At 73.9% G+C, this 24367-nt stretch carries 25 protein-coding genes; 9 read left to right on the top strand and 16 right to left on the bottom strand.

All coding sequences use genetic code 11. From position 1 onward, the window contains the following. Positions 1 to 3: 3 nt before the first annotated feature. From narI to ACBI99_RS27550, 7 genes are read right to left on the bottom strand one after another with little or no spacing between them, the layout of a single operon-like run. Complete coding sequence (gene narI / locus ACBI99_RS27580) at positions 4 to 726, bottom strand: respiratory nitrate reductase subunit gamma (protein ID WP_219512214.1); 723 nt, start codon at positions 724 to 726, stop codon at positions 4 to 6. Further along, entirely contained in the window at positions 723 to 1319 is a 597-nt protein-coding gene (gene narJ / locus ACBI99_RS27575) for a nitrate reductase molybdenum cofactor assembly chaperone (RefSeq protein WP_219512236.1), read from the bottom strand. The genes narI and narJ overlap by 4 nt, the downstream gene beginning before the upstream one ends. Next, positions 1316 to 2962, bottom strand: a complete 1647-nt coding sequence (narH, locus tag ACBI99_RS27570) for a nitrate reductase subunit beta (RefSeq protein WP_219512245.1) — start codon at positions 2960 to 2962, stop codon at positions 1316 to 1318. Before narH ends, narJ begins: the two co-directional genes overlap by 4 nt. Beyond that, positions 2962 to 6609, bottom strand: coding sequence for a nitrate reductase subunit alpha (locus ACBI99_RS27565; RefSeq protein ID WP_375073836.1), 3648 nt, complete (start codon positions 6607 to 6609; stop codon positions 2962 to 2964). Before ACBI99_RS27565 ends, narH begins: the two co-directional genes overlap by 1 nt. 18 nt (positions 6610 to 6627) lie before the next feature. Continuing rightward, positions 6628 to 7803: an MFS transporter gene (locus tag ACBI99_RS27560; protein ID WP_357593250.1), complete on the bottom strand. Its 1176-nt coding sequence runs from the start codon at positions 7801 to 7803 to the stop codon at positions 6628 to 6630. 37 nt (positions 7804 to 7840) lie between these two features. Continuing rightward, positions 7841 to 8923, bottom strand: a complete 1083-nt coding sequence (locus tag ACBI99_RS27555) for a hypothetical protein (RefSeq protein ID WP_375073835.1) — start codon at positions 8921 to 8923, stop codon at positions 7841 to 7843. Continuing rightward, positions 8920 to 9801: a TOMM precursor leader peptide-binding protein gene (locus ACBI99_RS27550; RefSeq protein ID WP_375073834.1), complete on the bottom strand. Its 882-nt coding sequence runs from the start codon at positions 9799 to 9801 to the stop codon at positions 8920 to 8922. The genes ACBI99_RS27555 and ACBI99_RS27550 overlap by 4 nt, the downstream gene beginning before the upstream one ends. A 420-nt stretch (positions 9802 to 10221) precedes the next feature. Between ACBI99_RS27550 and ACBI99_RS27545 the strand changes: the two genes are divergently transcribed. Both ACBI99_RS27545 and ACBI99_RS27540 read left to right on the top strand, forming a co-directional pair. Beyond that, positions 10222 to 11136, top strand: coding sequence for an AraC family transcriptional regulator (locus ACBI99_RS27545; protein WP_375073833.1), 915 nt, complete (start codon positions 10222 to 10224; stop codon positions 11134 to 11136). After that, positions 11133 to 12542, top strand: coding sequence for a pyridoxal phosphate-dependent decarboxylase family protein (locus tag ACBI99_RS27540; RefSeq protein ID WP_375073832.1), 1410 nt, complete (start codon positions 11133 to 11135; stop codon positions 12540 to 12542). Before ACBI99_RS27545 ends, ACBI99_RS27540 begins: the two co-directional genes overlap by 4 nt. Before the next feature lie 317 nt (positions 12543 to 12859). Here ACBI99_RS27540 and ACBI99_RS27535 read toward each other — a convergent pair whose 3' ends face one another. Then, positions 12860 to 13330: a hypothetical protein gene (locus tag ACBI99_RS27535; protein ID WP_375073831.1), complete on the bottom strand. Its 471-nt coding sequence runs from the start codon at positions 13328 to 13330 to the stop codon at positions 12860 to 12862. After that, the gene (locus ACBI99_RS27530; RefSeq protein ID WP_219512283.1) at positions 13323 to 13838 is read right to left on the bottom strand and encodes an RNA polymerase sigma factor; all 516 of its coding nucleotides are present in this window, start codon (positions 13836 to 13838) and stop codon (positions 13323 to 13325) included. The genes ACBI99_RS27535 and ACBI99_RS27530 overlap by 8 nt, the downstream gene beginning before the upstream one ends. Positions 13839 to 13920: 82 nt before the next feature. On the opposite strand from ACBI99_RS27530, the gene ACBI99_RS27525 reads away from it, so the two are divergent. Both ACBI99_RS27525 and ACBI99_RS27520 read left to right on the top strand, forming a co-directional pair. Continuing rightward, the gene (locus tag ACBI99_RS27525; protein ID WP_219512285.1) at positions 13921 to 14478 is read left to right on the top strand and encodes a helix-turn-helix domain-containing protein; all 558 of its coding nucleotides are present in this window, start codon (positions 13921 to 13923) and stop codon (positions 14476 to 14478) included. A 10-nt stretch (positions 14479 to 14488) separates the two neighbouring features. After that, the gene (locus ACBI99_RS27520; protein WP_308126091.1) at positions 14489 to 15010 is read left to right on the top strand and encodes a GNAT family N-acetyltransferase; all 522 of its coding nucleotides are present in this window, start codon (positions 14489 to 14491) and stop codon (positions 15008 to 15010) included. On the opposite strand, the gene ACBI99_RS27515 is transcribed toward ACBI99_RS27520, so the two are convergent. Beyond that, positions 15003 to 16295 carry an SLC13 family permease gene (locus tag ACBI99_RS27515; RefSeq protein ID WP_375073830.1) on the bottom strand — a complete coding sequence of 431 codons (1293 nt, stop codon included), beginning with the start codon at positions 16293 to 16295 and terminating at the stop codon, positions 15003 to 15005. The genes ACBI99_RS27520 and ACBI99_RS27515 overlap by 8 nt on opposite strands. Positions 16296 to 16409: 114 nt before the next feature. On the opposite strand from ACBI99_RS27515, the gene ACBI99_RS27510 reads away from it, so the two are divergent. From ACBI99_RS27510 to ACBI99_RS27500, 3 genes are read left to right on the top strand one after another with little or no spacing between them, the layout of a single operon-like run. Then, positions 16410 to 16964, top strand: a complete 555-nt coding sequence (locus tag ACBI99_RS27510) for a TetR/AcrR family transcriptional regulator (protein WP_219512323.1) — start codon at positions 16410 to 16412, stop codon at positions 16962 to 16964. Beyond that, entirely contained in the window at positions 16951 to 17436 is a 486-nt protein-coding gene (locus ACBI99_RS27505; RefSeq protein WP_357593238.1) for a DUF5360 family protein, read from the top strand. The genes ACBI99_RS27510 and ACBI99_RS27505 overlap by 14 nt, the downstream gene beginning before the upstream one ends. Next, the gene (locus tag ACBI99_RS27500; protein ID WP_357593236.1) at positions 17433 to 17969 is read left to right on the top strand and encodes an NUDIX hydrolase family protein; all 537 of its coding nucleotides are present in this window, start codon (positions 17433 to 17435) and stop codon (positions 17967 to 17969) included. Before ACBI99_RS27505 ends, ACBI99_RS27500 begins: the two co-directional genes overlap by 4 nt. A gap of 19 nt (positions 17970 to 17988) precedes the next feature. Here ACBI99_RS27500 and ACBI99_RS27495 read toward each other — a convergent pair whose 3' ends face one another. Next, complete coding sequence (locus ACBI99_RS27495) at positions 17989 to 18573, bottom strand: TIGR03086 family metal-binding protein (RefSeq protein WP_219512350.1); 585 nt, start codon at positions 18571 to 18573, stop codon at positions 17989 to 17991. 63 nt (positions 18574 to 18636) lie between these two features. Here ACBI99_RS27495 and ACBI99_RS27490 point away from each other — a divergent pair, with 63 nt between their 5' ends. Together ACBI99_RS27490 and ACBI99_RS27485 are read left to right on the top strand one after the other, a co-directional pair. Beyond that, positions 18637 to 19380: a helix-turn-helix domain-containing protein gene (locus tag ACBI99_RS27490; protein ID WP_219512359.1), complete on the top strand. Its 744-nt coding sequence runs from the start codon at positions 18637 to 18639 to the stop codon at positions 19378 to 19380. A 57-nt stretch (positions 19381 to 19437) separates the two neighbouring features. Continuing rightward, a complete protein-coding gene (locus ACBI99_RS27485; RefSeq protein WP_357593232.1) occupies positions 19438 to 20121 on the top strand; it encodes a TetR/AcrR family transcriptional regulator in 684 nt (227 codons plus the stop codon). On the opposite strand, the gene ACBI99_RS27480 is transcribed toward ACBI99_RS27485, so the two are convergent. Genes ACBI99_RS27480 through ACBI99_RS27460 form a run of 5 tightly spaced genes read right to left on the bottom strand, consistent with a single transcriptional unit; the run spans position 20035 to position 24323 of the window. Further along, positions 20035 to 20841, bottom strand: a complete 807-nt coding sequence (locus ACBI99_RS27480; RefSeq protein ID WP_375073829.1) for a pentapeptide repeat-containing protein — start codon at positions 20839 to 20841, stop codon at positions 20035 to 20037. The genes ACBI99_RS27485 and ACBI99_RS27480 overlap by 87 nt on opposite strands. Before the next feature lie 14 nt (positions 20842 to 20855). After that, the gene (locus tag ACBI99_RS27475) at positions 20856 to 21500 is read right to left on the bottom strand and encodes a response regulator transcription factor (RefSeq protein WP_357593230.1); all 645 of its coding nucleotides are present in this window, start codon (positions 21498 to 21500) and stop codon (positions 20856 to 20858) included. Continuing rightward, the gene (locus ACBI99_RS27470) at positions 21491 to 22606 is read right to left on the bottom strand and encodes a histidine kinase (protein WP_357593228.1); all 1116 of its coding nucleotides are present in this window, start codon (positions 22604 to 22606) and stop codon (positions 21491 to 21493) included. Before ACBI99_RS27470 ends, ACBI99_RS27475 begins: the two co-directional genes overlap by 10 nt. 11 nt (positions 22607 to 22617) lie before the next feature. Further along, positions 22618 to 23424 carry an ABC transporter permease gene (locus tag ACBI99_RS27465; protein WP_375073828.1) on the bottom strand — a complete coding sequence of 269 codons (807 nt, stop codon included), beginning with the start codon at positions 23422 to 23424 and terminating at the stop codon, positions 22618 to 22620. Continuing rightward, positions 23421 to 24323: an ATP-binding cassette domain-containing protein gene (locus tag ACBI99_RS27460; RefSeq protein WP_357593224.1), complete on the bottom strand. Its 903-nt coding sequence runs from the start codon at positions 24321 to 24323 to the stop codon at positions 23421 to 23423. The genes ACBI99_RS27465 and ACBI99_RS27460 overlap by 4 nt, the downstream gene beginning before the upstream one ends. Between the last annotated feature and the right edge of the window lie 44 nt (positions 24324 to 24367).

Genomic DNA, 24367 nt, shown 5'->3' with positions numbered 1-24367 from the left:
ACCTTATCGGCGGCCGGTGGGCTCCCAGCCGGGCGCCCCGGTGCGCGGGCCGCGGCTGCGGTAGACGATGTAGGGCCGGGTCAGGTAGCCGATCGGCGCGGTCAGCATGTGCACCAGCCGGGTGAAGGGCCAGATGGTGAAGAGCACGAGTGCGCTGAAGGCGTGCGCCTGGAACAGCAGCGGCGCCCCGGCCATGAGCTCGCCCCGCGGCCGCAGGTAGAAGATCGACCGGAACCAGGGCGAGACGGTCGCCCGGTAGTCGTAGCCGCCGTCGAGCACGTTCGCGGCGACGGTCGCGGCCAGACCCAGCACGATGACGAGGGTCAGGACGGCGTACATGAGCTTGTCGTTGCGGGTGGTGGCGGTGAAGACGGGGCCGACGGTGCGGCGGCGGTACAGCAGGATGGCCAGGCCCGCCAGCGTGCACGCCCCGGCGATGGTGCCGAGGACGACGGCGGTCACGTGGTAGGCGTGCTCGCTGATGCCGGCCGCCTCGGTCCACGACTTGGGGATGACGAGGCCGCCGACGTGGCCGAGGATGACGACGAGGATGCCGAAGTGGAACAGCGGGCTGCCGACGCGCAGCAGCCGCGACTCGTACAGCTGGGACGAGCGGGTGGTCCAGCCGAACTTGTCGTAGCGGTAGCGCCACACGTGCCCGAGCACGAAGACGGTCAGGGCGACGTACGGGCAGATCACCCACAGCAGCAGGTCGAGCGGGTTCATCCGTTTCCTCCGGAGAAGAAGCCGACTTCCTCGGCGGGCGGGCCCTGCTCGGCCAGCCGCAGCGCGGCGGCGCGGTCGCGGGCGGTGGCCGGCGGCAGCGTGGCGCGCACGGCGGCGACCACGTCGGCGTACGGCGAGCCCGCCTCGCGCAGCGCCTCCAGCAGCAGGTCGAGGCCGGCCAGGTGCTCGCGCATCAGCCGGACGGCCTGGGCGGTGGCGCCGCGTGCCGACAGCTCGCAGACGACCGCCAGGTGGTCGGGCAGCTCCTCGGGCCCGGGCTCGAACCCGGCCTCGCGGAAGGCCTGCTTGAAGCGGAGCAGCGCCAGGCCGCGCCGGCGGGTGTCGCCGTAGGCGTAGTAGGTCAGGTAGGGCGAGCAGCGCCGTTTCAGGTCGAACGTGGCCACGTAGTGCTCGGCGAGCTCGCCGAGCGGGGTGGCGGCGGCGTGGTCGAGGAAGGCGGCCAGCCGCCGGGCGGGCTCGCCGCGCGGCAGGGCGCGCACGGTGTCGGCGAGCAGCGGCAGCGCCTCGGCCAGCCGCTCGTCGGGGTAGCCGAGCAGGACGGACGCGGCCAGGTGCACGGTTCGGTCGCTCACGGCTTGTCCTCCCGGCGCGGGAACAGCCCTTCGGGGGTGCCCTTGCCGTCCCAGTTGAGCAGGTTGACGCGGCCGTGCAGCTCGTCGGCGCGGTCGAGGGCGTCGCCCGCCTGGCGCTGGCGCAGCGCGTGGAAGTTCTCCACGGCGACGGGGGCGGGCGCGCCGGACGCCTCGCCGAACGGGCCGTTCATGCCGGGGCCGCCCTCGTAGTCGAGGCTGCAGCCGAGCTCCTCCAGCTGGGCGCCCTGCTCGGCGTGGGCGGCGGGGATCACGTACCGCTCGTCGTAGGGGGCCAGGGCCAGCAGCCGGTGCATCCGCTCGACCTGCTCGCCCGTCATGCCGACGGCCGTGGCGATGGACTCGTCGGGCTCCTGGCCGAGATTGAGGCGGCGCATGTAGGAGCGCATGGCGGCCAGGCGGCGCAGCACGGCGCGGACCGGCTCGGGGTCGCCCGCGCTGAACAGCTCGGCCAGGTAGCCGATCGGGATGCGCAGCGCGTCGATGGCGCCGAACAGGTTGCCGGCGTCCTCGCCGTCGTGCCCGGTGCCCGACAGCGCGTCCACGACGGGTGACAGCGGCGGGATGTACCAGACCATCGGCATCGTCCGGTATTCGGGATGCAGCGGCAGCGCCACCCCGTACTCGAAGATCAGCTGGTGGACGGGCGAGCGGCGGGCGGCCTCCAGCCAGTCGTCCGGGATGCCGTTGGCGCGCGCCCCGGCGATCACCTCCGGGTCGGCCGGGTCGAGCAGCACGCCCTTCTGCGCCTCGAACAGGTCCCGCTCGTCGGCCACGCACGCGGCCTCCTCCACCCGGTCGGCGTCGTACAGGATCAGGCCGATGTAGCGCAGCCGCCCCACGCACGTCTCCGAGCACACGGTCGGGATGCCGACCTCGACCCTCGGATAGCAGAACGTGCACTTCTCCGCCTTGCCGGTGCGGTGGTTGAAGTACACCTTCTTGTACGGGCAGCCCGTCACGCACATGCGCCAGCCTCGGCAGCGGTCCTGGTCGACGAGCACGATGCCGTCCTCGGAGCGCTTGTACAGGGCGCCGGACGGGCAGGAGGCCACGCAGGAGGGGTTCAGGCAGTGCTCGCAGATGCGCGGCAGGTAGAACATGAACGCCCGCTCGAAGTCGAGCTTGACCTCGTCCGACACGCGGCGCAGCACCGGGTCGGCGGCGGTCAGGGCGGGGGCGCCGCCGAGGTCGTCGTCCCAGTTCGCGCTCCACGTGATCTTCGTGGGCTCGCCCGTGATGAGCGAGGTGGGCCGGGCGACCGGGGTGTCCTGGGTGGCGGGGGCGGAGAAGAGCCGGTCGTAGTCGTAGGTCCACGGCTCGTAGTAGTCCTGGATGGACGGCATGAGCGGGTTGGCGAAGATCGTCAGGAGCTTCTTCAGCCGGCCGCCGGCGCGGAGCCGGAGCCGGCCGCGCCGGTTGAGCTCCCAGCCGCCCTTCCACCGCTCCTGGTCCTGGTAGGTGCGGGGGTAGCCCTGGCCTGGGCGGGTCTCGACGTTGTTGAACCACACGTACTCGGTGCCGGCCCGGTTCGTCCACGCCTGCTTGCACGTGACCGAGCACGTGTGGCAGCCGATGCACTTGTCCAGGTTCATGACCATGGCGAGCTGGCCCATGACCCTCATCAGTAGTCGACCTCCTGGGAGCGGCGGCGGATGACGGTGATCTCGTCGCGCTGGTTGCCGGTGGGCCCGAGGTAGTTGAACGCGAACGACAGCTGCGCATAGCCGCCGATCAGGTGGGTGGGCTTGACGAGCAGCCGGGTGAGCGAGTTGTGGATGCCGCCGCGCCGCCCGGAGATCTCGCTCTTGGGCACGTCCACGACCCGTTCCTGGGCGTGGTACATGTACACGGTGCCCTGCGGCATGCGGTGCGAGACGACGGCCCGCGCCACGACGACGCCGTTGCGGTTGACGGCCTCGATCCAGTCGTTGTCGGCGATGCCGGCCCTGGCGGCGTCGGCGGGGCTCATCCAGATCGTCGGCCCGCCGCGCGAGAGCGTCAGCATGAGCAGGTTGTCCTGGTATTCGGAGTGGATCGACCATTTGGAGTGCGGCGTCAGGTAGCGCACGACGATGCCGCGCTCGCCCGACTCGCCGAGCCGGGGCTCGCCGAACATCGCGGTCATGTTCAGCGGCGGCCGGTAGACCGGCAGCGTCTCGCCGGCCTCCTGGATCCAGTCGTGGTCGAGGTAGAAGTGCTGGCGGCCGGTGAGGGTGTGCCAGGGCTTGCGGTGCTCGACGTTGAGCGTGAAGGCGGAGTAGCGGCGCCCGCCCGTCTCGCTGCCCGACCACTCCGGCGAGGTGATCACCGGCACCGGCCTGGCCTGCGTGTCGGCGAAGCGGACGCGCCGGTGCTCCTCGGCCAGCCCGTCGAACGACGTGCCGGTGCGCCGGGCCAGCGTGGCGAACCCCTGCGCGGCCAGCCGTCCGTTCGTGGTGCCCGACAGCGCCAGGATCGCCTCGCACAGGTGGGCGTCGGTCGCCAGCGACGGCCTGCCGGACGGCGTGGCGCCGTTGGCCCGCCGCAGCTCCTCCACCTCCTGCGACAGGTCGAACGCGATGCCCTTGGTGGCGGCGCCGAGCTTGTCGGCGAGCGGGCCGAGCGCGCCCATCTTGGCGGCGATCGCCCCGTAGTCCCGCCGTACCTCGACGATCTTGGGGAAGTCCACGCCGGGCGTCGGCACGTCGCCGGAGGCGCGCCAGTCGCGCACCCGGCCGTGCGGGGTGGCCAGCTCGTCGGGCGTGTCGTGCAGCAGCGGCGCCGCCACCAGGTCCGTGCGGGTGCCCAGGTGGCGGGCCGCGAGCTCGCTGAACGTCTCGGCGATCGCGTGGAAGGCGGCGAAGTCCGTACGGGTCTGCCACGGCGGGTCGATGGCCGGGGTGAAGGCGTGCACGAACGGGTGCATGTCGGTGCTCGACAGGTCGTGCTTCTCGTACCAGGTCGCCGAGGGCAGCACCACGTCGGAGAACAGCGTGGTGGACGTCATCCGGAAGTCCAGCGTCAGCAGCAGGTCGAGCTTGCCCTGCGGCGTCTCCTCCCGCCAGGTGACGTCGCGGGGCCGCCGGTCCGGCCCAGCCTCCTCGGCGCGCAGCGAGGAGTCGGCGCCGAGCAGGTGACGCAGGAAGTACTCGTCGCCCTTGGCGGAGGAGCCGAGCACGTTGGCCCGCCACACGGTCAGCACGCGCGGCCAGTTCTCCGGCGCGTCGGGGTCCTCGCAGGCGAAGCCGAGCCGGCCGGTCGCCACCTGCTCGGCGACGTACGCGCCCGGGTCCCGCCCGGCGGCGGCGGCCTCGTCGGCCAGGTCGAGCGGGTTGCGGGCGAACGTCGGGCAGGACGGCATCCAGCCCATCCGCGCCGAGGCGGCGATCAGGTCGGCGGTGGCGCGCCCGGCGAACGCGCCGCCGCCCAGCGGCGAGGACACCACGTCGGCGCTGAACGTGTCGTAGCGCCACTGGCCGGTGTTCAGGTAGAAGTACGCGGTGCCGATCATCTGCCGGGGCGGGCGCGACCAGTCCTGCGCGGAGGCCAGCAGCGCCCAGCCGGTGATCGGGCGGCACTTCTCCTGGCCGACGTAGTGCGCCCACCCGCCGCCGTTGACGCCCTGGCAGCCGGTCAGCGTCGTCAGCGCCAGGAACGAGCGGTACATGGTGTCGGCGTGGAACCAGTGGTTGGCCCCCGCCCCCATGATGATCATGGATCGGCCGCCGGACTCCTCGGCGTTGCGGGCGAACTCGCGCGCGATCCGCGCCGCCTTCCCGGCCGGCACGCCGGTGATCGGCTCCTGCCAGGCCGGCGTGTACGGCTCGGCGGCGTCGTCGTAGCCGGACGGCCAGCGGCCGGGCAGCCCGTCGCGCGCCACTCCGTACTGGGCGAGCAGCAGGTCGTGGACGGTGGTGACGAGGTGGCCGCCGATCCGCCGGGCGGGCACGCCGCGCTCCAGCACGCCGCCGCTGTCGCCGTCGAAGCGCGGCAGGACGACCGTTACCGGTTCGCCGCCCTCGTACAGGGACAGCGCCGGGTCGAGGTCGCCCAGGTCCAGGTTCCAGCGGCCCGCGCCGTGCTCGGAGTAGCGGAAGCCGAGCGAGCCGTTGGGCAGCGCCGGCCCGCCGGTGCGCCCGTCCCACACGGCTGTGGTGAACGCCGCCTCCTTCCCGTCGTGGCCCAGGTCGGCGGCGGTGAGGAACTTGTCCGGCAGGTAGCGGCCCGGCTCGCGCTCGCGCAGGCACACCAGGAACGGCAGATCGGTGAACTGCCGTACGTAACGGTCGAAGGCGGGCGTGACCCGGTCGACGAAGAACTCCTTGAGGATCACGTGCCCCATCGCCATCGCCAGCGCCCCGTCGGTGCCGGGGTTCGGGGCGAGCCACTCGTCGGCGAACTTGGCCGCGTCGCTGTAGTCCGGCGACATCACCACGACCTTCTGGCCCCGGTAGCGCGCCTCGGCCATGTAGTGGGCGTCCGGGGTACGGGTGACGGGCACGTTCGAGCCCCACAGCATCAGGTAGGAGGCGTCCCACCAGTCGGCCGACTCCGGCACGTCGGTCTGGTCGCCGAACACCTGCGGCGAGGCCACCGGCAGGTCGGCGTACCAGTCGTAGAACGACAGCATCGCGCCGCCGATCAGCGAGATGAACCGGGCGCCCACCGCGTGCGAGGCCATCGACATCGCCGGGATCGGGGAGAAGCCCGCCACCCGGTCCGGCCCGTACGTCTTGATCGCGTGCACGTGCGCGGCCGCGACGATCTCGGTGGCCTCCTCCCAGGTGACCCGGACCAGCCCGCCCTTGCCCCGCGCCGACTGATACTTGCGCCGCTTGTCCGGGTCCGTGGTGATCTCGGCCCAGGCGGCGACCGGGTCGCCGAGCCGCTTCTTCGCCTCCCGGTACAGGCTCACCAGGACGCCGCGCGCGTACGGGTAACGCACCCGCGTCGGCGAGTAGGTGTACCAGGAGAACGCGGCGCCGCGCGGGCAGCCGCGCGGCTCGTACTCCGGCCGGTCGCCGCCCACGCTCGGGTAGTCGGTCTGCTGCGCCTCCCAGGTGATCACGCCGTCCTTGACGTACACCTTCCACGAGCACGAGCCGGTGCAGTTCACGCCGTGCGTGGAGCGCACCACCTTGTCGTGGCTCCACCGGTCCCGGTAGAAGGCGTCGCCCTGCCGGCCGCCGATCTGGTGCAGCGTCCGCAGGTCGGCCGAGACCTCGCCGGGGCGCAGGTAGCGGCCCAGCCTCAGCAGCGCGTCGCTGATCGGGCCGTCGATGCCGGCCATAGGGATCACACCTCTCCGTCAGGCACGCGCCCGGGGGCGCAGGACGAACCAGCAGTAGACGAACGCGCCGCACGCCACCGCCGCCAGCAGCATCAGCCCGATCGCGTACGAGCCGGTGGCCTGGTAGATCAGGCCCATCACGATCGGCGGCAGGAAGCCGCCCAGGCCGCCGGCGGCGCCGACGACGCCGGTGGCGCTGCCCACCATCGCGCCGGGCACCGCCCGGCCGAGCACGGCGAACACCGCGCCGTTGCCGAGGCCGAGCGCCGCCGCCATCACCAGGAAGCCCACGGTGGCCAGGGGCATGGCCGGCGCGAACGACACCGCGACCGCGCACACCGCCACCACGGCCAGCGCCCAGCCGAGCACCCGCTCGCCGCCCAGCCGGTCGGCCAGCCAGCCGCCGACGGGCCTGGCCACCGTCGACAGCACGACGAACCCGGCGCTGCGCGCGGCGGCGTCGGCGACCTCCAGGTGGTAGACGCTCCTCAGGTACAGCGGCAGATAGACGCCGAACGCGACGAAGCCGCCGAACGTCAGCGCGTACATCCCGGCCAGCTCCCGCGTGGTGCGCAGCCGGGCGGCGGCCAGGAAGCGGCGGCCGAACGGCTCGGTCGCGGGCTCGGCGCCCGGCGCGTCCCGCCCGAACACCAGCATGACCACGCCGATGACGGCGAGCGCGACCGCGACGGTCCAGAACGGCGCCTGCTGGCCGAAGCGCTGCGCCAGCCACGGCGTGGCGAACCCGGAGATCGCGGTGCCGATGTTGCCCGCGCCGAACACGCCCAGCGCCAGGCCGCGCCGCTCGGGCGGGAACCAGGCGTTGACGAACGGCACCCCGACCGCGAACGTCGCCCCGGTCAGCCCCAGCACGAACCCGCCGGCGAGCAGCGCGGGATAGCTGGCCGCGTACGCCAGGAACACCACCGGGACGATGCCGAGCAGCGTGGTGACGCCGAACACGAGCCTGCCGCCGTAGCGGTCGGTCAGCGCGCCGAGCACGATCCGGCCCAGCGAGCCGACGATGACGGGCACCGCGACCAGCACCGACACCTCGAACGCGGTCAGCCGGAGCTGCTTCTCGTAGACCCCGCCGAGCGGGCTCAGCAGTCCCCACGCCCAGAAGTTGACCGCGAACGCGACCGTCGCGAGCACCAGCATGGCGACGCGGCTCGTCGTGGACGTGCCGGGCATGGACGACCTCCAGGCTCCACAAGGGACTTACCTGGCGTTACTCCCCCGAATTCGTCGCGGTAGACCTGGTGCGGATGAGACGCCTGAGGAGAACGCCCAGGTAGAGCAGCCAGCCGGCCGCCACCACGGCCAGCGTGGCGACCGGCCGCCAGCCGCCCGGCCCGGCGAGCTCCTCCAGCGACCGGCGGCAGATCGCCACCGTGACGGGCACCGTGTAGCAGGCGAAGAAGGCCAGCCCGAGCACCCGCCCGGCCACCAGGAACCACGCGTACACCCGCACGGCGCGCCGCGCCTGGCCGCCCCGCCGCCGCAGGTAGGCCCGCGCGTCGGCCATCAGGTTCTTCTCCCCGGTGGCGTTGGCGACGGCGTAGTAGACGTCGGTGCGCATGAAGAACAGGAACTGCCAGGCGATCTGCGCCAGGCAGATCACCATGACCAGCCGCGCCACCGGCGCGTCCGTCACGGCCAGCACGCACGCGCAGGCGCACGCCAGCAGCCAGTCGACCCGCATCCCCGCCAGGTAGGCCCGGTAGCGGGCCCGGCGGGGCACCGCCCACACGCCGGTGATCCGCGTCTGCACGACCAGGAACTGCATCCGGGTGCCCAGCGACAGCTCCGCCCGCACGCCCAGCGACCGGGCGGCGGCGATGTGGCCCAGCTCGTGCACCAGCACGAGCAGCCACGACCCGGCCGCGAACGCCAGCGTGAACGCGAGGCTGTCGGCCCACACCAGCGTCGCCGGGTCCGGCAGCACCCCTGGCCGGGTGAGCGCGGCGGCGATCGCGCAGCCGGTCAGCAGCAGCAGCGCGGCGTCGGCCGGGCGGGAGAACAGCCACGCCACGTGCCCCGGCCTGATCCGGTCCCACACGTTGGGCGGGCGGCGCGGCGGGCTCAGCAGCCCGGCGCCGTCCAGGCCGCTGACGAACGCCTCCACGTCCACGTCGACGCCCCGATCGGCCAGCACCCGGGCGCGCGCCTCGGCGGCCGTCCTGGTGCCGTCGAGCGCCGCGACCACGGCCGCCGCCACCTCCGGGACGTGCACGAACGTCTCGCCGTTGCCGATCACGTAGTCGTCCGGCCCGTCGGCGACGACGCTGAGGAACGACAGGTCCGTCCTCACCCGCAGACCCCGCACCCGGCGTCGCGCCCGTACGCCCTCGTGGTCGTCTCCAGCGTCAGCAGGTCCAGCCACACCGCCCGGCCGCGCAGCGCGGGCGGGCCGGTGCCGGTCAGGTGGCGGATCACCTCCGAGGCGAGCATCCCGGCCACGATCGCGCACAGCGGCCCGAACGACGGCGCGGCCCGGCCCTCGTTGTCGCTGACGGGCAGCTCGGCGGTGCCGTAACGGGCGGCCAGGGCGCGTTCCTGGCAGGTCAGGCAGCCGGTCTCGCCGGGGACGACGAGCGGCCCGGCCAGCCCGGTGTGCTGGTTGAAGCCGCCGGTCACGAACGGCACGCCCGCCTCGACGCAGGCTTCGTTGACCCAGCGGCGGATGTGCGGCTGCGGGGTGTCGACGGTGTTGACGACCAGGTCGGCGTCCGTGGGCACGTCGCGCGGGCCGGTGATGCGCCGCGTGACCTGGGTGATCTCCACCTCTGGGCTGCGGCGGCGCAGCGCGCGGGCGGCGGCGTCGGTCTTGGCCGCGCCCAGGTCGTCCATGGTGTAGAGGTGCTGGCGGTGCAGGTTGCCGACCTCCACCCGGTCGTCGTCGAGCAGCGTCAGCCTGCCCACGCCCGAGGTCGCCAGGTGCAGGGCGACGCCCGCGCCGATCGCCCCGGCGCCGAGCACCACCACGTGCGCCCGTGCCAGGTCGCCGAGCGCGGCGGCGGCCCGCCCCGCCGGATGGAACATCGCCAGGAACAGCCCGAACCGCCCCAGCCGGTCGTCGGCCGCCAGCGCGCCGAGGTCGGCCTCGGTCACCAGCACCCGCGCCTCCAGCAGCCGGTCGACCGCCGCGTCGATCTCCCGGGGCGCCACCTCGGGAATGAGCGCGTGCAACTCGCCGCGCGCCACCGGCTCGCGCGCGCACAGCCGGATGAGCCGGCGCAGCGGCTCCGGTGCGGGATCCAGGATCTGCCCGGTGGGCGGAAAGTCCCCCAGTCTGACTTTATTATTGACGTCATCAACAAAAAGTGGAAAAGCCGGATTCACCTGAACCCTTGCCAATGCCGCTCCCGGAACGCTGAGGTGCGGGGCCTCCTCCCGCGACGAAGGCCCCGCCGACGGTCAGCAACTGTTGCTGTTGCCCGTCGTCTCCACTTCTTCGACCTTCTTGATCTCGATCGTCATCGGCGATCCCTTCGTCGATCGTGATTGGCCGATGCGATCGTAAGAAAAAAAGGGGCGATTGCGATAGACCCAACGACATTTTTTCCTTGTTTGACAAAAGCCGCTATTCCAGTGAGAGAATCCTCAACCATGAGCGCCGGGGAGAAGGTGCGCTACTGGCGCCATCCAGGGATGGGCGGGCTCGACCTCATGCGCGCCCGCTACGTCGGCCACCGCTTCAGCCGCCACAGCCACGACACCTACGCCATCGGCGCCGTCGAGTCCGGCGCCGAGGCCATCCACCTGCCGGGCGGCCTGGCCCACGCCGGCGTCCACGAGGTCGTGCTCATCGACCCCGGCGTCGTCCACACCGGCCACGCCCACACCCCCGGCGGCTGGACGTACCGCGTCCTCTACCCCACGCCCGCCCAGCTCACCGCGCTCACCGGCCGCGACGCCCCGTCCTTCGCCCGGCCGGTAATCACCGACGCCCGCCTCGCCGCGCTCGTCGTCGCCGCGCACCGCGCCGCCGAGACCGAGGACCCGCTCACCGCCGACACCGCCCTCCACCTGCTGCTGGCCCGCCTCGTCGCCACCCAGGCCCGGCCCCGCGCCGCCGCCCGCACCCTGTCCCGCGCCCTCTCCCGCACCGCCGCCGGGCCCACCGCCGCCGCCCGCGCCCGCGACCTCCTGCACGCCTGCCTCTCCCCGGAGACCCCCGCCGCCGCCCCGGCGGCGTGGAACTTTCACGCCCGCCCGCCCGGCCTGCGGGAGCTCGCCGAGGCCGTCGGGACCACGCCGTTCGCGCTCGTGCGGGCCTTCCGCCGCGCCTACGGCCTGCCGCCGCACGCCTACCTCACCCAGCTCCGCGTACGCCGCGCCCGCGAACTCCTGGCACGCGGCACGCCCCCCGCCGAGGCGGCCCAGGCCGCCGGGTTCTGCGACCAGTCGCACCTGTCACGCCACTTCCGCCGCATCGTCGGCACCACCCCCGGCGCCTACCAGCGAGCGGTGCAAGAACATCCAATCCCCCACACGCCGGGCCTTCCTACCGTGTCCGGATGACGCATCACCCCATCGTGCCCCTCGACCCCACCGGCGACGCCCTCCACGACCTGACCCGCGAGGCGACCGCGTTCCTGACCGATTGGCTCTCCGAACTGCCCGCCTCCCCCGCCAGCGACTACCGCGACACCGCCCGCCTGACCGCCCTGCTGCGCCGCCCGCCCGGCGACGACCCCGGACACCTCGGCGACCTCCTGGACACCTTCCGCCAGGCAGCCGGCCAGGGCGTCAACACCGCCGGCCCCGGCTACCTCGCCTACTTCCCCGCCGGCGGCCTCGTCTCCTCCGTGCTCGCCGAGATGCTCGCCCAGGCCGCCAACCGCTTCACCGGCGTCGCCCAGACCGCGCCCGCGCTCGTCGCCATGGAACACGGCGTCCTCACCTGGCTGGCCGCCCGCTTCGGCCTCCCGCCCGGCTCCGGCGGCCTCGTCACCACCGGCGCCTCACCGGCCAACCTGTCCGCCCTCGTCGCCGCCCGCCACGCCCGGCTCGGCGAGGACGCCCGCGACGGCACCCTGTACGTCACCGAGCACACCCACCTCAGCATCGCCAAGGCCGCCCGCATCGCCGGCCTGCCCGGCCGCGGCGTCCGCGTCGTGCCCTCCACCCCCGACCTGCGCATGGACGTGGCCGCCGCCGCCCGCATGATCGAAGCCGACCGCGCCGCCGGGCTGCGCCCCTTCCTCCTGGCGGGCACCGCCGGCACCACCAGCACCGGCACCGTCGACCCGCTCCCCGAACTGGCCCGCCTCGCCCGCGCCCACGACCTGTGGTTCCACGTCGACGCCGCCTACGGAGGCGGCTTCCAGCTCACCCGCCGCGGCCGCGCCACGCTCACCGGGATCGGCGAGGCCGACTCCATCGCCTTCGACCCGCACAAGAGCCTGTTCCTGCCGTACGGGACGGGCGTGCTCCTCGTCCGCGACCCCGCCCTGCTGCACGCCGCCCACGCCGCCGACGGCCAGTACCTCCAGGACATCGGCCAGATCGGCGACCTGCCCGACTTCGGCCACCTCGGCGTCGAACTGACCCGCGAGTTCCGCGGCCTGCGCCTGTGGCTGCCGCTGCACCTGCACGGGGTGCGGGCCTTCGAGGAAGCCCTGGACGAGAAACTCGACCAGGCCACCCTCGTCCACCGCGAACTCGCCGCCGACCCGCGCCTCGACGTCCCCTGGGAACCGGACCTCACCGTCGTCGTCTTCCGGCCGCGCGGCGGCGACGAGGCGGGCCGCGAACTGCTCGCCAGGATCAACGCCACCCGCCGCGTCTACCTGTCGAGCACCACCCTGGGCGGGCGCTTCTACCTGCGGCTGTGCGTCCTCAGCGTCCGCACCCGGCCGTCCCACGTCCGCCTGGCCCTCGACACCATCCGCACCACCCTCGACCACCTCACCCCCACCCCCTGACCCCACCGCCAGGGCCCCCGAGACCCGGAGACCCAGCGGCCACTCCACCCGCACGCCCACGGACGCCCACCCGCAGGTGAACCCCGGTTCGGAGGGACGCCCTGTCCGGGTGAGCGCCACATCCGGGTGAGCGCCACGTCCGGGCGGACGCCCCTCGGGGGACGTCGCGCGTGGGGAAACTCCGGGCTCGGGGATGCTCGGTCCGGGCAGGCAGCTTCCGGGCGGGCGCCCTCTCCAGAGGGCGCCCCCGTTCAGGGGACCTCAGGGGAGCCCGGGCCTCCCTCCAGGCCAGCGGGAGGGGCGGGCTCCCGCAAGGTTCAGTCGGGGGCGGGGCGGCGTTCCAGCAGGTGCTTGCGCCGGAGAAGGGCGGCGCGGCGGGTGTGGGCGCGTACGGCGAGGAGGAGGGCGGCGGCGAGGAAGGCGCCGCCCACGGCCAGGGCGGGCAGCGGCGGGGTGGTGAAGGCGGCGACCAGGGCGGTCGTGGCGGCGGAGGCGACGACGGCGAGCCAGGCGGCGATGACCCGGTCAGTGGCGAAGAGCGGGACCCGCCGGGTGACCAGCCACCCCCCGTAGGCCGCCCAGGCCAGGCAGAACGCCTGGAACAGGGCGAAGGCCAGGTGGGTGCGGCCCGGCAGCGCCTCCTCGCTCGACCACAGCGCCCCCACGAACGCCGCCCCCGCCAGCCCCGCCACCAGCGCCACCACGGCGCGGACGCGGCTCCACGGCGACAGCGGCCCGGCCAGCCGGTCGATCATCTCCTGCGCCGTCGGGCGCGGCTCGTCATCCATGACTCTCCCTCAGTCGTCGCGCCAGCAGGCGGCGGGCCCGGTTCAGCCGGGACTTGACGGTGCCGGGCGGAATCCCGCACACCTGCGCGCATTCCTCCACGGTCAGCTCCTCCAGGTAGAACAGGACGAGCACCTCCCGTTCGGCCACGGGCAGCGCGGCCAGCCCGGCGACGAGCGAGGCGCGGTCCACCATCGCCTCGACGGGGTCGCCGGCGGCGGGTTCGGCGGCGGCGGGCTCCTCGGCGCGCCCGTACTCCTCGCGCAGCCGGTCGGCGACGGCCCGCCGGGCGACGGTGAACAGCCACGGCGTGAACCGTCCGGGTTCGCGCAGCCGGGGCAGCCCGCGCACCACCGCGAGCCAGATCTCCTGGGTCACGTCGTCGGCCCGCCCGGCGTCCAGCATGCGCCGCGTGTACGTCCACACGCGCGGATGCCAGCGGCGTACCAGTTCGGCCAGCGCCGCGCGCTCGCCGAGCTGGGCGCGCACCACCAGCAGCTCGTCCGTCATGTCGCCCCTCTCGTCAACCGGCTCAGTCGGCCCGGACGACCCCCCGGTTCACGATTCCCACATATGGGATATCGTCTCGCATATGGGAGACCTGGCGGAGAGACTCGCCGAGCGGCTGGCCGAGCTGCGGGCCGAGCGCGGCTGGTCGCTGGAGGAGCTGGCCGCCCGCGCCGGGATCAGCCGCTCGACCCTGTCCCGCCTCGAACGCGCGGAGATCAGCCCGACGGCCACCCTGCTCGGCAAGCTCTGCGCGGTCTACGGCCGGACGATGTCCCGCCTGCTCGCCGAGGTGGAGGCGGAGCCGCCCCAGCTCGTACGGGCCGCCGCGCAGCCGGTGTGGCGCGACGAGGCGTCCGGGTTCACCCGCAGGTCGGTGTCGCCGCCGCATCCCGGCCTGCGCGGCGAGGTCGTCGAAGGCGCCCTGCGCCCCGGCGCCGACCTGGCCTACGACGCCCCGCCCGTGCCCGGCCTGGAGCAGCACATCTGGGTCCTGGAAGGGGTCGTGGAGATCACCGCCGGCGGGCGGACGCACCGGCTGGAGGCGGGCGACTGCCTGCGCTTCCGCCTCTGGGGCCGCTCCCGCTTCCACTGCCCCGGCCCCGCCCCCGTCCGCTACGCCCTGCTCGTCGTCCTGCCGTGAAGGAGCCGCCGTGCCCGCCATCGAACGCCTGACCCCCGCCACGTACGCCGGCGCGGTCAAGGAGCTGGCCGAAGTGCTGGCCGACGCGGTCGACGACGGGGCCTCGCTCGGGTTCGTCGCGCCGTTCGACCGGCAGGCGGCGGCCCGGTGGTGGCACGAGCAGGAGGCCGCGGTCGCCGCGGGCGCCCTGCTCGTGTGGACGGCCCGTGACGACGCCGGCGGCATCGTCGCCACCGCCGGGCTGTCCCTGCCGGGCAAGGCCAACGCCCGGCACCGCGCCGAGGTCGTCAAGCTCCTCGTGCACCGCGACGCCCGGGGCCGGGGCCTGGCCCGCGCCCTGCTGGCCGCTCTCGAACAGGCCGCCCACGCCGCCGGGATCACGCTCCTGCTCCTCGACACGCGCAGCGGCAGCGCCGCCGAGAGCCTCTACCTGTCGGAGGGCTGGACCCGTTACGGCGTGGTCCCCGGCTACGCCGCCGACCCGGACGGCTCCCTCCAGGACTGCGGCTTCTTCTACAAGCGCCTCACATGAGGTAGCGCAGCCACAGGTACGGTGCGACCAGCGCGACCGTCACCGGTGTGACGATCAGCCCGTACTTGGTGAACTGCCAGAAGCTGATCGGCGAGCCGTTGCGCGCGGCGATGCCGAGCACGACGACGTTGGCCGCCGCCCCCACGGCGGTGGCGTTGCCGCCCAGGTCGGCGCCGAAGGCCAGCGCCCACCACAGCACCTGGCCGGGCCCGTCGCCACCGGTGGCCTCGACCAGCCGCTCGACGATCGGCGCCATCGTCGCCACGTACGGGATGTTGTCCACGATGGCCGAGAGCACGGCCGAGCCGCCGAGCAGCCCCATCGTGGCCGCGGCCACCTCCCCGCCGGTCGCCGCGACCGCAGCCTCCGAGAGCTGCCCGATCACCCCGGTCTCGACCAGGGCCCCCACCATGACGAACAGCCCGGCGAAAAACACGAGCGTGGGCCATTCCACCTCGGCGATGGCCTGCTCAGTGGTGATCTTGGTGGCGGCGACGAGGATTCCCGCGCCCAGCAGGGCCACCACCGACGGCTCGTAGTGCAGCACCGGATGCAGGACGAAGGCGGCGACCACGATCGCGAGCACGGTGAGCGACTGCCAGAGCAGCCGCCGGTCGCCGATCGCCTCGTTCTCGTCCAGCGCCATCACCGCCGCCGCCCGCTCCGGATCATGACGGAACGTCCGCCCGAACATCAGCCAGCACAGGCCGACGAACACCACCATCAACACGACCACCATCGGCGCCATGTGGACCAGGAAGTCGTTGAAACTCAACCCGCCCCGGCTGGCGATGATGATGTTCGGCGGATCACCCACCAACGTCGCCGCACCACCGATGTTGGACGCCATCGCCTCCGCGATCAAAAACGGCACCGCAGAAACCGCCAGCCGCTCACACACCAAGAACGTCACCGGCGCGATCAGCAACACCGTCGTCACATTGTCCAGCAACGCCGACGCCAGCGCCGTGATCAACACCAGCAACACCATCAACCGAAACGGCCGCCCCCGCGCCCGCTTGGCCGCCCAGATCGCCAGATACTCGAAAACCCCCGTCTCCTTCAGCACCCCCACAATGATCATCATGCCCAGCAGCAGAAAAATCACATTCCAGTCGATCCCGGAATGCTCCGAAAAGAACGCCGCCTCCGCACCCGTGGCATGGATCAACAACATGACCCCCGCCCCACCCAGCGCCGCCGCCACCCGATGCACCTTCTCCGACGCGATCAACGCGTACGCGACAAGGAACACCACCACACTCACCCACGCCAGCACGCCCACCCAGCGCACACCCTTCGTCCCAGCGTCAACGACGTGCTCGAACGTACCAAAGCGCCACCGGGGCGCCCTCGAGGGCGTGCGTAACTGTACCGGCTGACCGGTATAGTTACGTGCGTGCCACGACCCAGCTCACGCGAACGGCTGCTCGACGCGGCGGCCGACGTGCTCCTCGCCCAGGGGGCCGAGTCCCTCACCCTCGAAGCGGTCGCCCAGCGCGCCGGCGTCTCCAAGGGCGGCCTCTTCTACCACTTCCCCACCAAGCAGGCCCTCGTCGCCGGCCTGGTCGGACGCCTCACCGACGCCTTCGACCAGGCCCTGGCCGACGCCGGTGACCACCCCCGCGACATCCTGCGCGCCTACGTCGACGCGACCATCCCGGCCCGCCACACCACCGGCCCCGCCGCCGCCCCGGCCGACCGCGTCACTGCCGCGCTGCTCGCCGCCGTGCTCGTCGACCCCGCCGGCCTCGCCCCGCTGCGCGAGCGCTACGCCGCCTGGCAGGCCCGCCTCACCGGCGACGGCATCGACCCCGCCGCCGCCACCGCCGTGCGCCTGGCCGTCGACGGCTGGTGGGCCGCCCGCCTCTTCGGCCTCTCCGAACCCGGCCCCGGCCTGCACGAGCGCACCCGGGCCCACCTCATGGAGCTGATCGACCGTGCCTGCGACTGACCTGCCCCGCATCCGCGTGACGAAGATCCTCATGCTCGTCACCGACGTCGGGTTCGTCGTCTACTTTCTCGTCACCGGCCTCGGGCTCATCCCGCCGGAGTGGGCGTTCGCCGACTACGCCAACCCGATCATGGCCGCCTGGAACTGGTCCTTCCTCTGGATCGACCTGCTCGCCAGCGCCACCGGCCTGACGAGCCTGTGGCTGCTGCGCCGCCGCGACCCCGGCGGGCCGCCGCTCATGCTGGTCTCGCTCGTGCTGACGATGGCCTCGGGGCTGATGGCCATCGCGTTCTGGACGCTGCGCGGCGACTTCTCGCCCGCCTGGTGGGCGCCCAACCTCTACCTGCTGCTGTTCCCGGTCCCGGCCGTCGTGGCGCTCGTCCGGGCCGGGCGCCTTTACAATGTAGATCCCGTACGGGACGGCCGCCCCTGCGAGGTTCACGGTCCGGCGGCAAGTACGATCAACGAGTGACCGAAATAACCGAGACCATGCCCGGTTGGCTCGCTCCCGAGGAGCTGGAGTCGGTCCGAGGGCGCATGCCGATCCTCTACGTCGACGCGGTGCCGGTGCGGGTCGACGAGACCGGCTCCGTGACCCGCGTCGGCCTCCTGCTGCGCATCGCGCCCGACGGGACGGTGAGCCGGGCCCTGGTCTCCGGCCGCGTCCTGTATCACGAGCGGATCCGCGACGCGCTGCTGCGCCACCTGGAGAAGGACCTGGGCCCGGTGGCGCTGCCGAGCCTGCCCGTCTCGCCGCAGCCGTTCACCGTGGCCGAATACTTCCCGACGCCGGGCGTCACGCCCTACCACGACCCGCGCCAGCACGCCGTCTCGATGGCCTACATCGTGCCGGTGCGCGGCGACTGCCGGCCCCGGCAGGACGCGCTGGACCTGGTGTGGTTCACGCCGGAGGAGGCCGCCTCGCCGATGGTGCAGCAGGAGATGACGGGCGGCCAGGGCACCCTGCTCAAGCAGGCGCTCGCCTACGTGGGCCGCCTGTCCTGACGGCCCGGGCGCTCACCGGTCAGGCCGGCTTCCACGACGGGTCGCGGCCGGTGAGCCCGAGGACGCGGTCGAGCGGCGGGGCGTCGGCCGGCACCGGCACCTCCGGGCCGTAGACGCCCATGGCGCGGCCCTGCTCGGCGGTGGCCGCCACCTGTGCGGCCAGGCGTTCGAGCAGGTCGTCGTCCCACCGCGGGTGCTGATCGGTGGCGCGGGCCAGATCCCAGCCGTGCACGACGAGCTCGCCCGCGACCATGCCGCCGACCATCGCGGCGGGCAACTCCGTCGCGCCGCCCATGTACGTCGTCCCCTCCCAGGCGGCCGGCTCGCTCCAGGCCGCCACCAGCCGCGTGGTCTGCGCCTGGAGCTCGGCCGACCAGTCCCCTCCGGTCAGGTCCACGTCGTCCTCCGACGCGGCGGGCGGCGGGACGCTCTCCTTGCGCGCCGCCCCCTCCAGCGACGGCCCCCAGAACAGCAGGTGGTTGATCAGCTTGCGGACGTCGTACTCGGCGCACGGCGTCGGCGCGCCGAGATCGCCAGGCTCGACCCGGCGGACGATCTCCGGCACGCCGGCGGCCGCCTGGGCGATGAAATGCAGGTCAGACATGGGGTACACCCAACCATGACACCGCCCCGCCGTATTGAACAAACACGACATAAGCTCGTCGGCATGGCCAGGGACGCACGCGAGCTCGACGGCGCCTGGGCGCGGCACCAGCGCCACGCCTTCCCCTCCCCCTCGCCCGACCTGGCCCCGTACGTCGAGCGCTACTGGGTCGCCACCTGGGACTACGCCGAGCCGTACCGGCAGCTGATCGTGCCGTACCCGAGCGTGCACCTGACGTTCCAGGACGGGGCCGCCACGCTCCAGGGGCCGGTGAGCGGGCACCAGGTGCGGGTGCTGGAGGGCCGGGGCGGGGTGTTCGGGGTGGCGTTCCGGCCTGGAGCGTTCCGGCCGTTCCTGGGCGCGCCGGTGTCCACGATCGCCGACCGGCGCTTCGACGCCGCCGAGGTGTTCCCGGGCCCGCTGCCGGACCCGGTCGACGTGGAGCCGGTCGAGGAGTTCCTGCGGGCGCACCTGCCCGAGCCGGACCCGAGGGCGGCCCGGGCGGCGGAGGTCGTCGCGCTGATCGCCGCCACGCCCGCGATCACCCGTGTGGACGCGCTGGCGCGGGAGACCGGGCTGAGCGTGCGCGAGCTGCAGCGGCTGTTCGCCGAGCACGTCGGCCTCGGGCCCAAGCGCGTCATCCGCCGCTACCGCCTGCGCGAGGCGACCGGCCGCATGGCGGCGGGCACGCCGCCCGACTGGTCCGCGCTGGCCGCCGACCTGGGCTACGCCGACCAGGCGCACTTCACGCGGGACTTCCGCAAGCTGTTCGGCGAGACCCCGGCCTGGTACGCCCGGCGGTTCTAGCGTGGCGCGGCAGGCTCGATTGCGGCGCCGGGTCACCGATGCGCTACGGTGCGGGCGATGACCACGACCGAGCCGCGCCGCGACGGCCGCGGGCGCCCCCGCGACCCGGGGGCCGACGCCGCCATCCTGCGCGCCGCCGTCGACCTGCTGGCCGAGCGCGGCGCCGACCAGACCAGCATCGAGGCGATCGCCCGCCGGGCCGGTGTGACGAAGGTGACGGTCTACCGCAGATGGCGCAGCAAGGAGGAGTTGCTCGCCCAGGCCATCGAGACGGCCCGCGCCGACCTGCCCCACGTGGCCGACACCGAGGGCAGCCTGCCCGAGGTGATCGAGCGGCTGCTCCCCCGCTGGGGCGAGATGCTGGCCGAGCCGAGGTTCCGGGCCCTGTCGGCGCGGCTGCTGGCGGCCGGGGCCGGCCATCCCGCGCTGCTGGAGGCGTACCGGAAGCATCACGTGCTGCCGCGCCGCGAGCGCGCCAGGGAGATCATGGTGCGGGCCCAGCGCGACGGCCACCTCAGCCCGGCGGCCGACCCCGACGTGCTCGCCGACATGATGGAGGGCGCGGTGATCTGCAAGCTGCTGCTCTCCCCCGGCCCGCTCGACCCGGACGAGATCACCGCCTACCTGCGCGCCCTGATCACGCAGGCCGGGTTCTCACTTCCGGGCGGTCCAGTGGGCGGGGCGGGAGAGCCCGGCGGGGAGCCGGGTGGCGGCGTCGCCGGCGGCGGCGTTGAGCTGTGACTGCGTGACGAAGAGCGCGCCGGTCAGGTCGGCCCCGCTGAGGTCGGCGCCCCGCAGGTCGGCGCCGATGAGGTCGGCCGAGCGCAGGTCGGCGCCCTTGAGCGCGGCCCCGATCAGGTAGGCGCCGCGCAGGTTGGCCCCGCGCAGGTCGGCGCCCTTCAGGTTGGCGCCGATCAGGTCGGCTCCCCGGTGCTCCTTGCGCCGCCCGGCGCCCTTCCTGGCGAGCTCGCTGGCGCGCAGCAGCAGCACGCTGACCTCGGCCCGCCGGGCGGCCACGTCGAGGTCGAGGAGCTCGGCGGGGCCGAGCCGGGTGAGGCGCTCGATCGCGCCGAGCGCGCGGCGCAGGTCGTCGCGGACGGGCCGGGCGGCGGGCAGCGCGATCGCCTCGGTGAGGTAGGCGAGCAGCTCGTGGAGCTGCCGCATGACCGGGAACACCGCGAACATCTCCCGCGCGCTGCCGGGCTCGCGCCGCCAGTCGCGCCCGCCGTAGGTGACCTGGGAGACCTGCTGACCGGCGCCGAAGCAGTCGTAGACCACGCAGCCCGGGTAGCCCGACTCGCGCAGCCGCTCGTGGATGCCGCACCCGAAGTCGTCCCGCAGGTTGCCGCACGGCTGGCCGGCGGGCTTGTCGGCGGCGAAGTCGGCCGAGACGGCGAACGGCAGGGCGACGCAGCACAGCCCGAAGCAGTTGGCGCAGTCGCCCCGAAGCGTGCCCGGCAATGGTCCCCCTCGTGTCAGCCGTCCAGGTAGCGCAGGATCGCGAGCACCCTGCGGCTGTAGGTGGGGGTGGCGGGCAGATCCAGCTTGTCGAAGATGGCGTTGATGTGCTTCTCGACCGTGCTCAATGATATGTGCAGCGCGGCGGCGATCGCCGCGTTGGCGTAGCCCTGCGCCAGGTGGCCGAGCACCTGCGTCTCCCGTTCGGTGAGCGTGCGCAGCGGGTCGGCGTGCGTGGTGCGGGCCAGGAGCTGGCGCACCACCTCGGGGTCGATGACGGTGCCGCCGCCGCGCACCCGCTCCAGCGACTCCAGGAACTCGGCAACCTCCGACACCCGGTCCTTCAGCAGGTAGCCGAGCCCGCCCTCGGTCCCGGCCAGCAGCGTGGCGGCGTACGTCTTGTCGACGTACTGCGACAGCACGAGCACCCCGACGGCGGGCCAGCTCTCGCGGATGCGCAGCGCGGCGCGCAGGCCGTCGTCGGTGTGGGTGGGCGGCATCCGCACGTCGACGACGGCGACGTCGGGCCGGTGCTCGGCCACCGCCTCGATGAGGGCGGGGGCGTCGCCGACGGCGGCGACGACCTCGTGGCCGGCGTCGCGCAGCAGGCTTGCCAGGCCCTCGCGCAGCAGCACGGCGTCGTCGGCCAGGATCAGCCGCACGGCGGCTCCTTCGGCAGCGTGGCGCGCACCCGGGTGCCGCCGCCGGGGGCGTCGCCCACCTCGAACTCGCCGTCGAGCGCGAGCACGCGGCGGGCCAGGCCCGACAGGCCGCCGCCGGCCGGGTCGGCGCCGCCCGCGCCGTCGTCGGAGATCACCACGCGCACCGTCCGCTCGTCCTCGCTCAGCACGACCAGGATGTCACGGGCGCCGGCGTGCTTGACCGCGTTGGTGATCGCCTCGCGGGCCACGAAGTACAGCGCGGTCTCCACCTCGGTGGCAAGCCGCCCGGTCAGGCCGTGGTGGACGGTGACGGGCACCCCGGCGCGTTCGGCGACCCCGGCCAGCGCGGCCCGCAGGCCGAGCTCGTCGAGCGCGGTCGGGTAGATGCGCCAGGCGACGCTGCGCAGCTCGTCCAGCAGGTGCCGCGACTCGGTGTAGGCCTGCGCGACCAGGTCGGCGGCGGGCCCCGGGGTGCCGGCGAAGGCGTGGCGGGCGCGGCCGAGGAGCATGGCCAGCGCCACGCCGCGCTGCTGGACGCCGTCGTGCAGGTCGCGTTCGATGCGGCGGCGCTCGTCGTCGACGGCGCGCACGATGCCGGAGCGGGTGGCGGTGAGCTCGGCGATGCGGCGGCGCATGCGCTCCTGCGGGCCCGGGCCGAGGAAGCGCCGGGCCAGCCGCCGCTCGGCCGCGATGACGGCCTGGCAGCACAGCGTGCCCACGGCCAGCAGGAAGATCCCGGAGGTGAGGCCGATCGCCCAGCTCTCGGTCGTCAGCCGGATGCCGGGGAACTCCAGCGCCACGGGCGACGACTCGCCCGTCAGCATCGCCCAGCAGGCGCCGCCGAGGAAGAGCAGGCCGACGAAGATCAGCGACGTGGCGACGTAGCCGCCGAGCACGCCCACGGCCGCGCGCAGCGCCAGGTAGCCGGCGCCCGCCGTGCCGGGGTCGCTGTCGTGGCCGAGCAGCACCCGCAGCCTGGCCCGTTCGAGCGCCACGAGCCGGGGCGCCCACCAGCGGGCGAGCGGCCACGCCAGCACGAGCAGGACCAGCTCCAGGCCGCCGGTCACCGCTCCCGCCAGCACCCCGGCGAGCCTTCGTACGATCACGGCTGGGCAGTCTAGGCGTCGCGCCGGCGCAGCACGACCAGCCCGGCGAGCAGGGCCAGCGCCGTCCACCCCGCCAGCCAGGCCAGCCCCTCGCCCGCCGGGTACGGGATCGGGCCGCCGGTCAGGTTGTCGGCGCTCTCCATGAACGCCAGCCCGGCGAACGTCGGCAGCCGCATCGAGGCGTCCACCGCCGCCTGGCTCCCGGTCATGACCAGCAGCAGCGGCAGGCCGAGCGTCAGCATGAACATCACGGTCAGCGCCCCCGCCGAGCCGCGCACGGCCGCGCTCACCCCCACGGTCAGCACGCCGGTCAGCGCGCAGAACACGCCGAGCCGCAGCAGGTCGGCCGCCGCCTGCCCGGGCGGGAAGGCCGCCGCCCCGCCGAACGTCTCCACCGACAGCACCAGGTACGTGACCAGCGCCCCGGCGCCGCCCGCCACGATCCCGGCCGCGAACAGCACCGGTGCGGTCACCAGCGCCTTGGCGGCCAGCATCCGGCCCCGGATCGGCACCACCTGCAGCGTGCTCCTGATCGACCCGGAGGCGTACTCGGAGGTGACCATGAGCATCGCCAGCGTGATCACCGCGTACTGGGCGAACGCCGTCGCCGAGATCATCGGGCCGGTCACCACCACGCGCGCCCCGGCGGCGCCCTCGCGCAGCGCCTCGGTAGCCTGCGCCGCGCCGAGCGTGAGCCCGCCGAGCACGGTCGCGGCCACCGCCGAGGCCAGGCAGAGCCAGGTCGAGCGGACCGACCAGAGCTTGACCCACTCGGCCGCGACGGCCCGCCCCAGCGGACTCCCCAGTGCGTTCCTCATCGCGTTCCTCCCGCGCCGTACTCCACGCTCGTGGCGGTCAGCTCCTGATATGCCTGTTCCAGCGACGCCTCGCGCGGGCTCAGCTCGTGCAGCCGAACGCCCGCCTCGTGGGCCAGGTCGCCGATCCGCTCCAGCGTCGCGCCGGTGGCGACGAGCTCGTTCTCGCCGCGCCGCTCCACGCTCACGCCCCGTGCCGTCAGCAGGTCCGCGAGGTCGCCGGCGTGCGGGGACCGTACGAGCACGGAGGGGGTGGCGAGCACCTCGGCGAGCGGCGCGTCGGCGATCAGCCGGCCCTTGCCGATCACCACCAGGTGGTCGGCGGTGAGCTGCATCTCGCTCATCAGGTGGCTGGAGACGAACACCGTGCGGCCCTCGGCCGCCAGCGACCGCATCAGGCGGCGCACCCAGCGCACCCCGTCGGGGTCGAGCCCGTTGACGGGCTCGTCGAACATCAGCACCTCCGGATCGCCCAGCAGCGCGCCCGCGATGCCGAGCCGCTGGCTCATGCCGAGCGACAGCGCGCCCGCCCGCTTCCCGGCCGCCTCGCCGAGCCCGACGAGCTCCAGCACCCGCGCCACGCGCGCCTTGGGGATGCCGGCGCCGCGCGCCATCGCCAGCAGGTGGGCGCGCCCGCTGCGCCCGGGGTGGACGGCGCGGGCGTCCAGCAGCGCGCCGACCGTGCGCAGCGGGTGTTCCAGCTCGTGGTACGGCCTGCCGCCGATGAGCGCGCGGCCGGAGCTGGGGGCGTCGAGGCCGAGGATCATGCGCATCGTGGTGGACTTGCCGGCGCCGTTCGGGCCGAGGAAGCCGGTGACGGCGCCGGGTCTCAGCTCCAGCGTCAGGTCGTCCACGGCGGCGCGGTCGCCGTACCTCTTGGTGAGATGGTCGAGTCGGATCACGCTGCCTCACGGTAGGCAGCCGGGGCGGCGGCGGCCATGGGGGC

Origin of the sequence: Nonomuraea sp. ATR24 (assembly GCF_041950485.1) — a bacterium.
Lineage (GTDB): Bacteria > Actinomycetota > Actinomycetes > Streptosporangiales > Streptosporangiaceae > Nonomuraea > Nonomuraea ceibae.
This window is presented reverse-complemented; position numbering and strand designations above follow the sequence as displayed.

Coding starts and splice junctions, on each gene's coding strand:
- ACBI99_RS27560 (WP_357593250.1), bottom strand. CDS start 7,803: ATGCCCGGCACGTCCACGACGAGCCGCGTCGCCATGCTGGTGCTCGCG.
- narH (WP_219512245.1), bottom strand. CDS start 2,962: ATGAGGGTCATGGGCCAGCTCGCCATGGTCATGAACCTGGACAAGTGC.
- ACBI99_RS27485 (WP_357593232.1), top strand. CDS start 19,438: ATGACCACGACCGAGCCGCGCCGCGACGGCCGCGGGCGCCCCCGCGAC.
- ACBI99_RS27530 (WP_219512283.1), bottom strand. CDS start 13,838: ATGACGGACGAGCTGCTGGTGGTGCGCGCCCAGCTCGGCGAGCGCGCG.
- ACBI99_RS27525 (WP_219512285.1), top strand. CDS start 13,921: ATGGGAGACCTGGCGGAGAGACTCGCCGAGCGGCTGGCCGAGCTGCGG.
- ACBI99_RS27565 (WP_375073836.1), bottom strand. CDS start 6,609: ATGGCCGGCATCGACGGCCCGATCAGCGACGCGCTGCTGAGGCTGGGC.
- ACBI99_RS27495 (WP_219512350.1), bottom strand. CDS start 18,573: ATGTCTGACCTGCATTTCATCGCCCAGGCGGCCGCCGGCGTGCCGGAG.
- narI (WP_219512214.1), bottom strand. CDS start 726: ATGAACCCGCTCGACCTGCTGCTGTGGGTGATCTGCCCGTACGTCGCC.
- ACBI99_RS27535 (WP_375073831.1), bottom strand. CDS start 13,330: ATGGATGACGAGCCGCGCCCGACGGCGCAGGAGATGATCGACCGGCTG.
- ACBI99_RS27465 (WP_375073828.1), bottom strand. CDS start 23,424: ATGAGGAACGCACTGGGGAGTCCGCTGGGGCGGGCCGTCGCGGCCGAG.
- ACBI99_RS27490 (WP_219512359.1), top strand. CDS start 18,637: ATGGCCAGGGACGCACGCGAGCTCGACGGCGCCTGGGCGCGGCACCAG.
- ACBI99_RS27545 (WP_375073833.1), top strand. CDS start 10,222: ATGAGCGCCGGGGAGAAGGTGCGCTACTGGCGCCATCCAGGGATGGGC.
- ACBI99_RS27540 (WP_375073832.1), top strand. CDS start 11,133: ATGACGCATCACCCCATCGTGCCCCTCGACCCCACCGGCGACGCCCTC.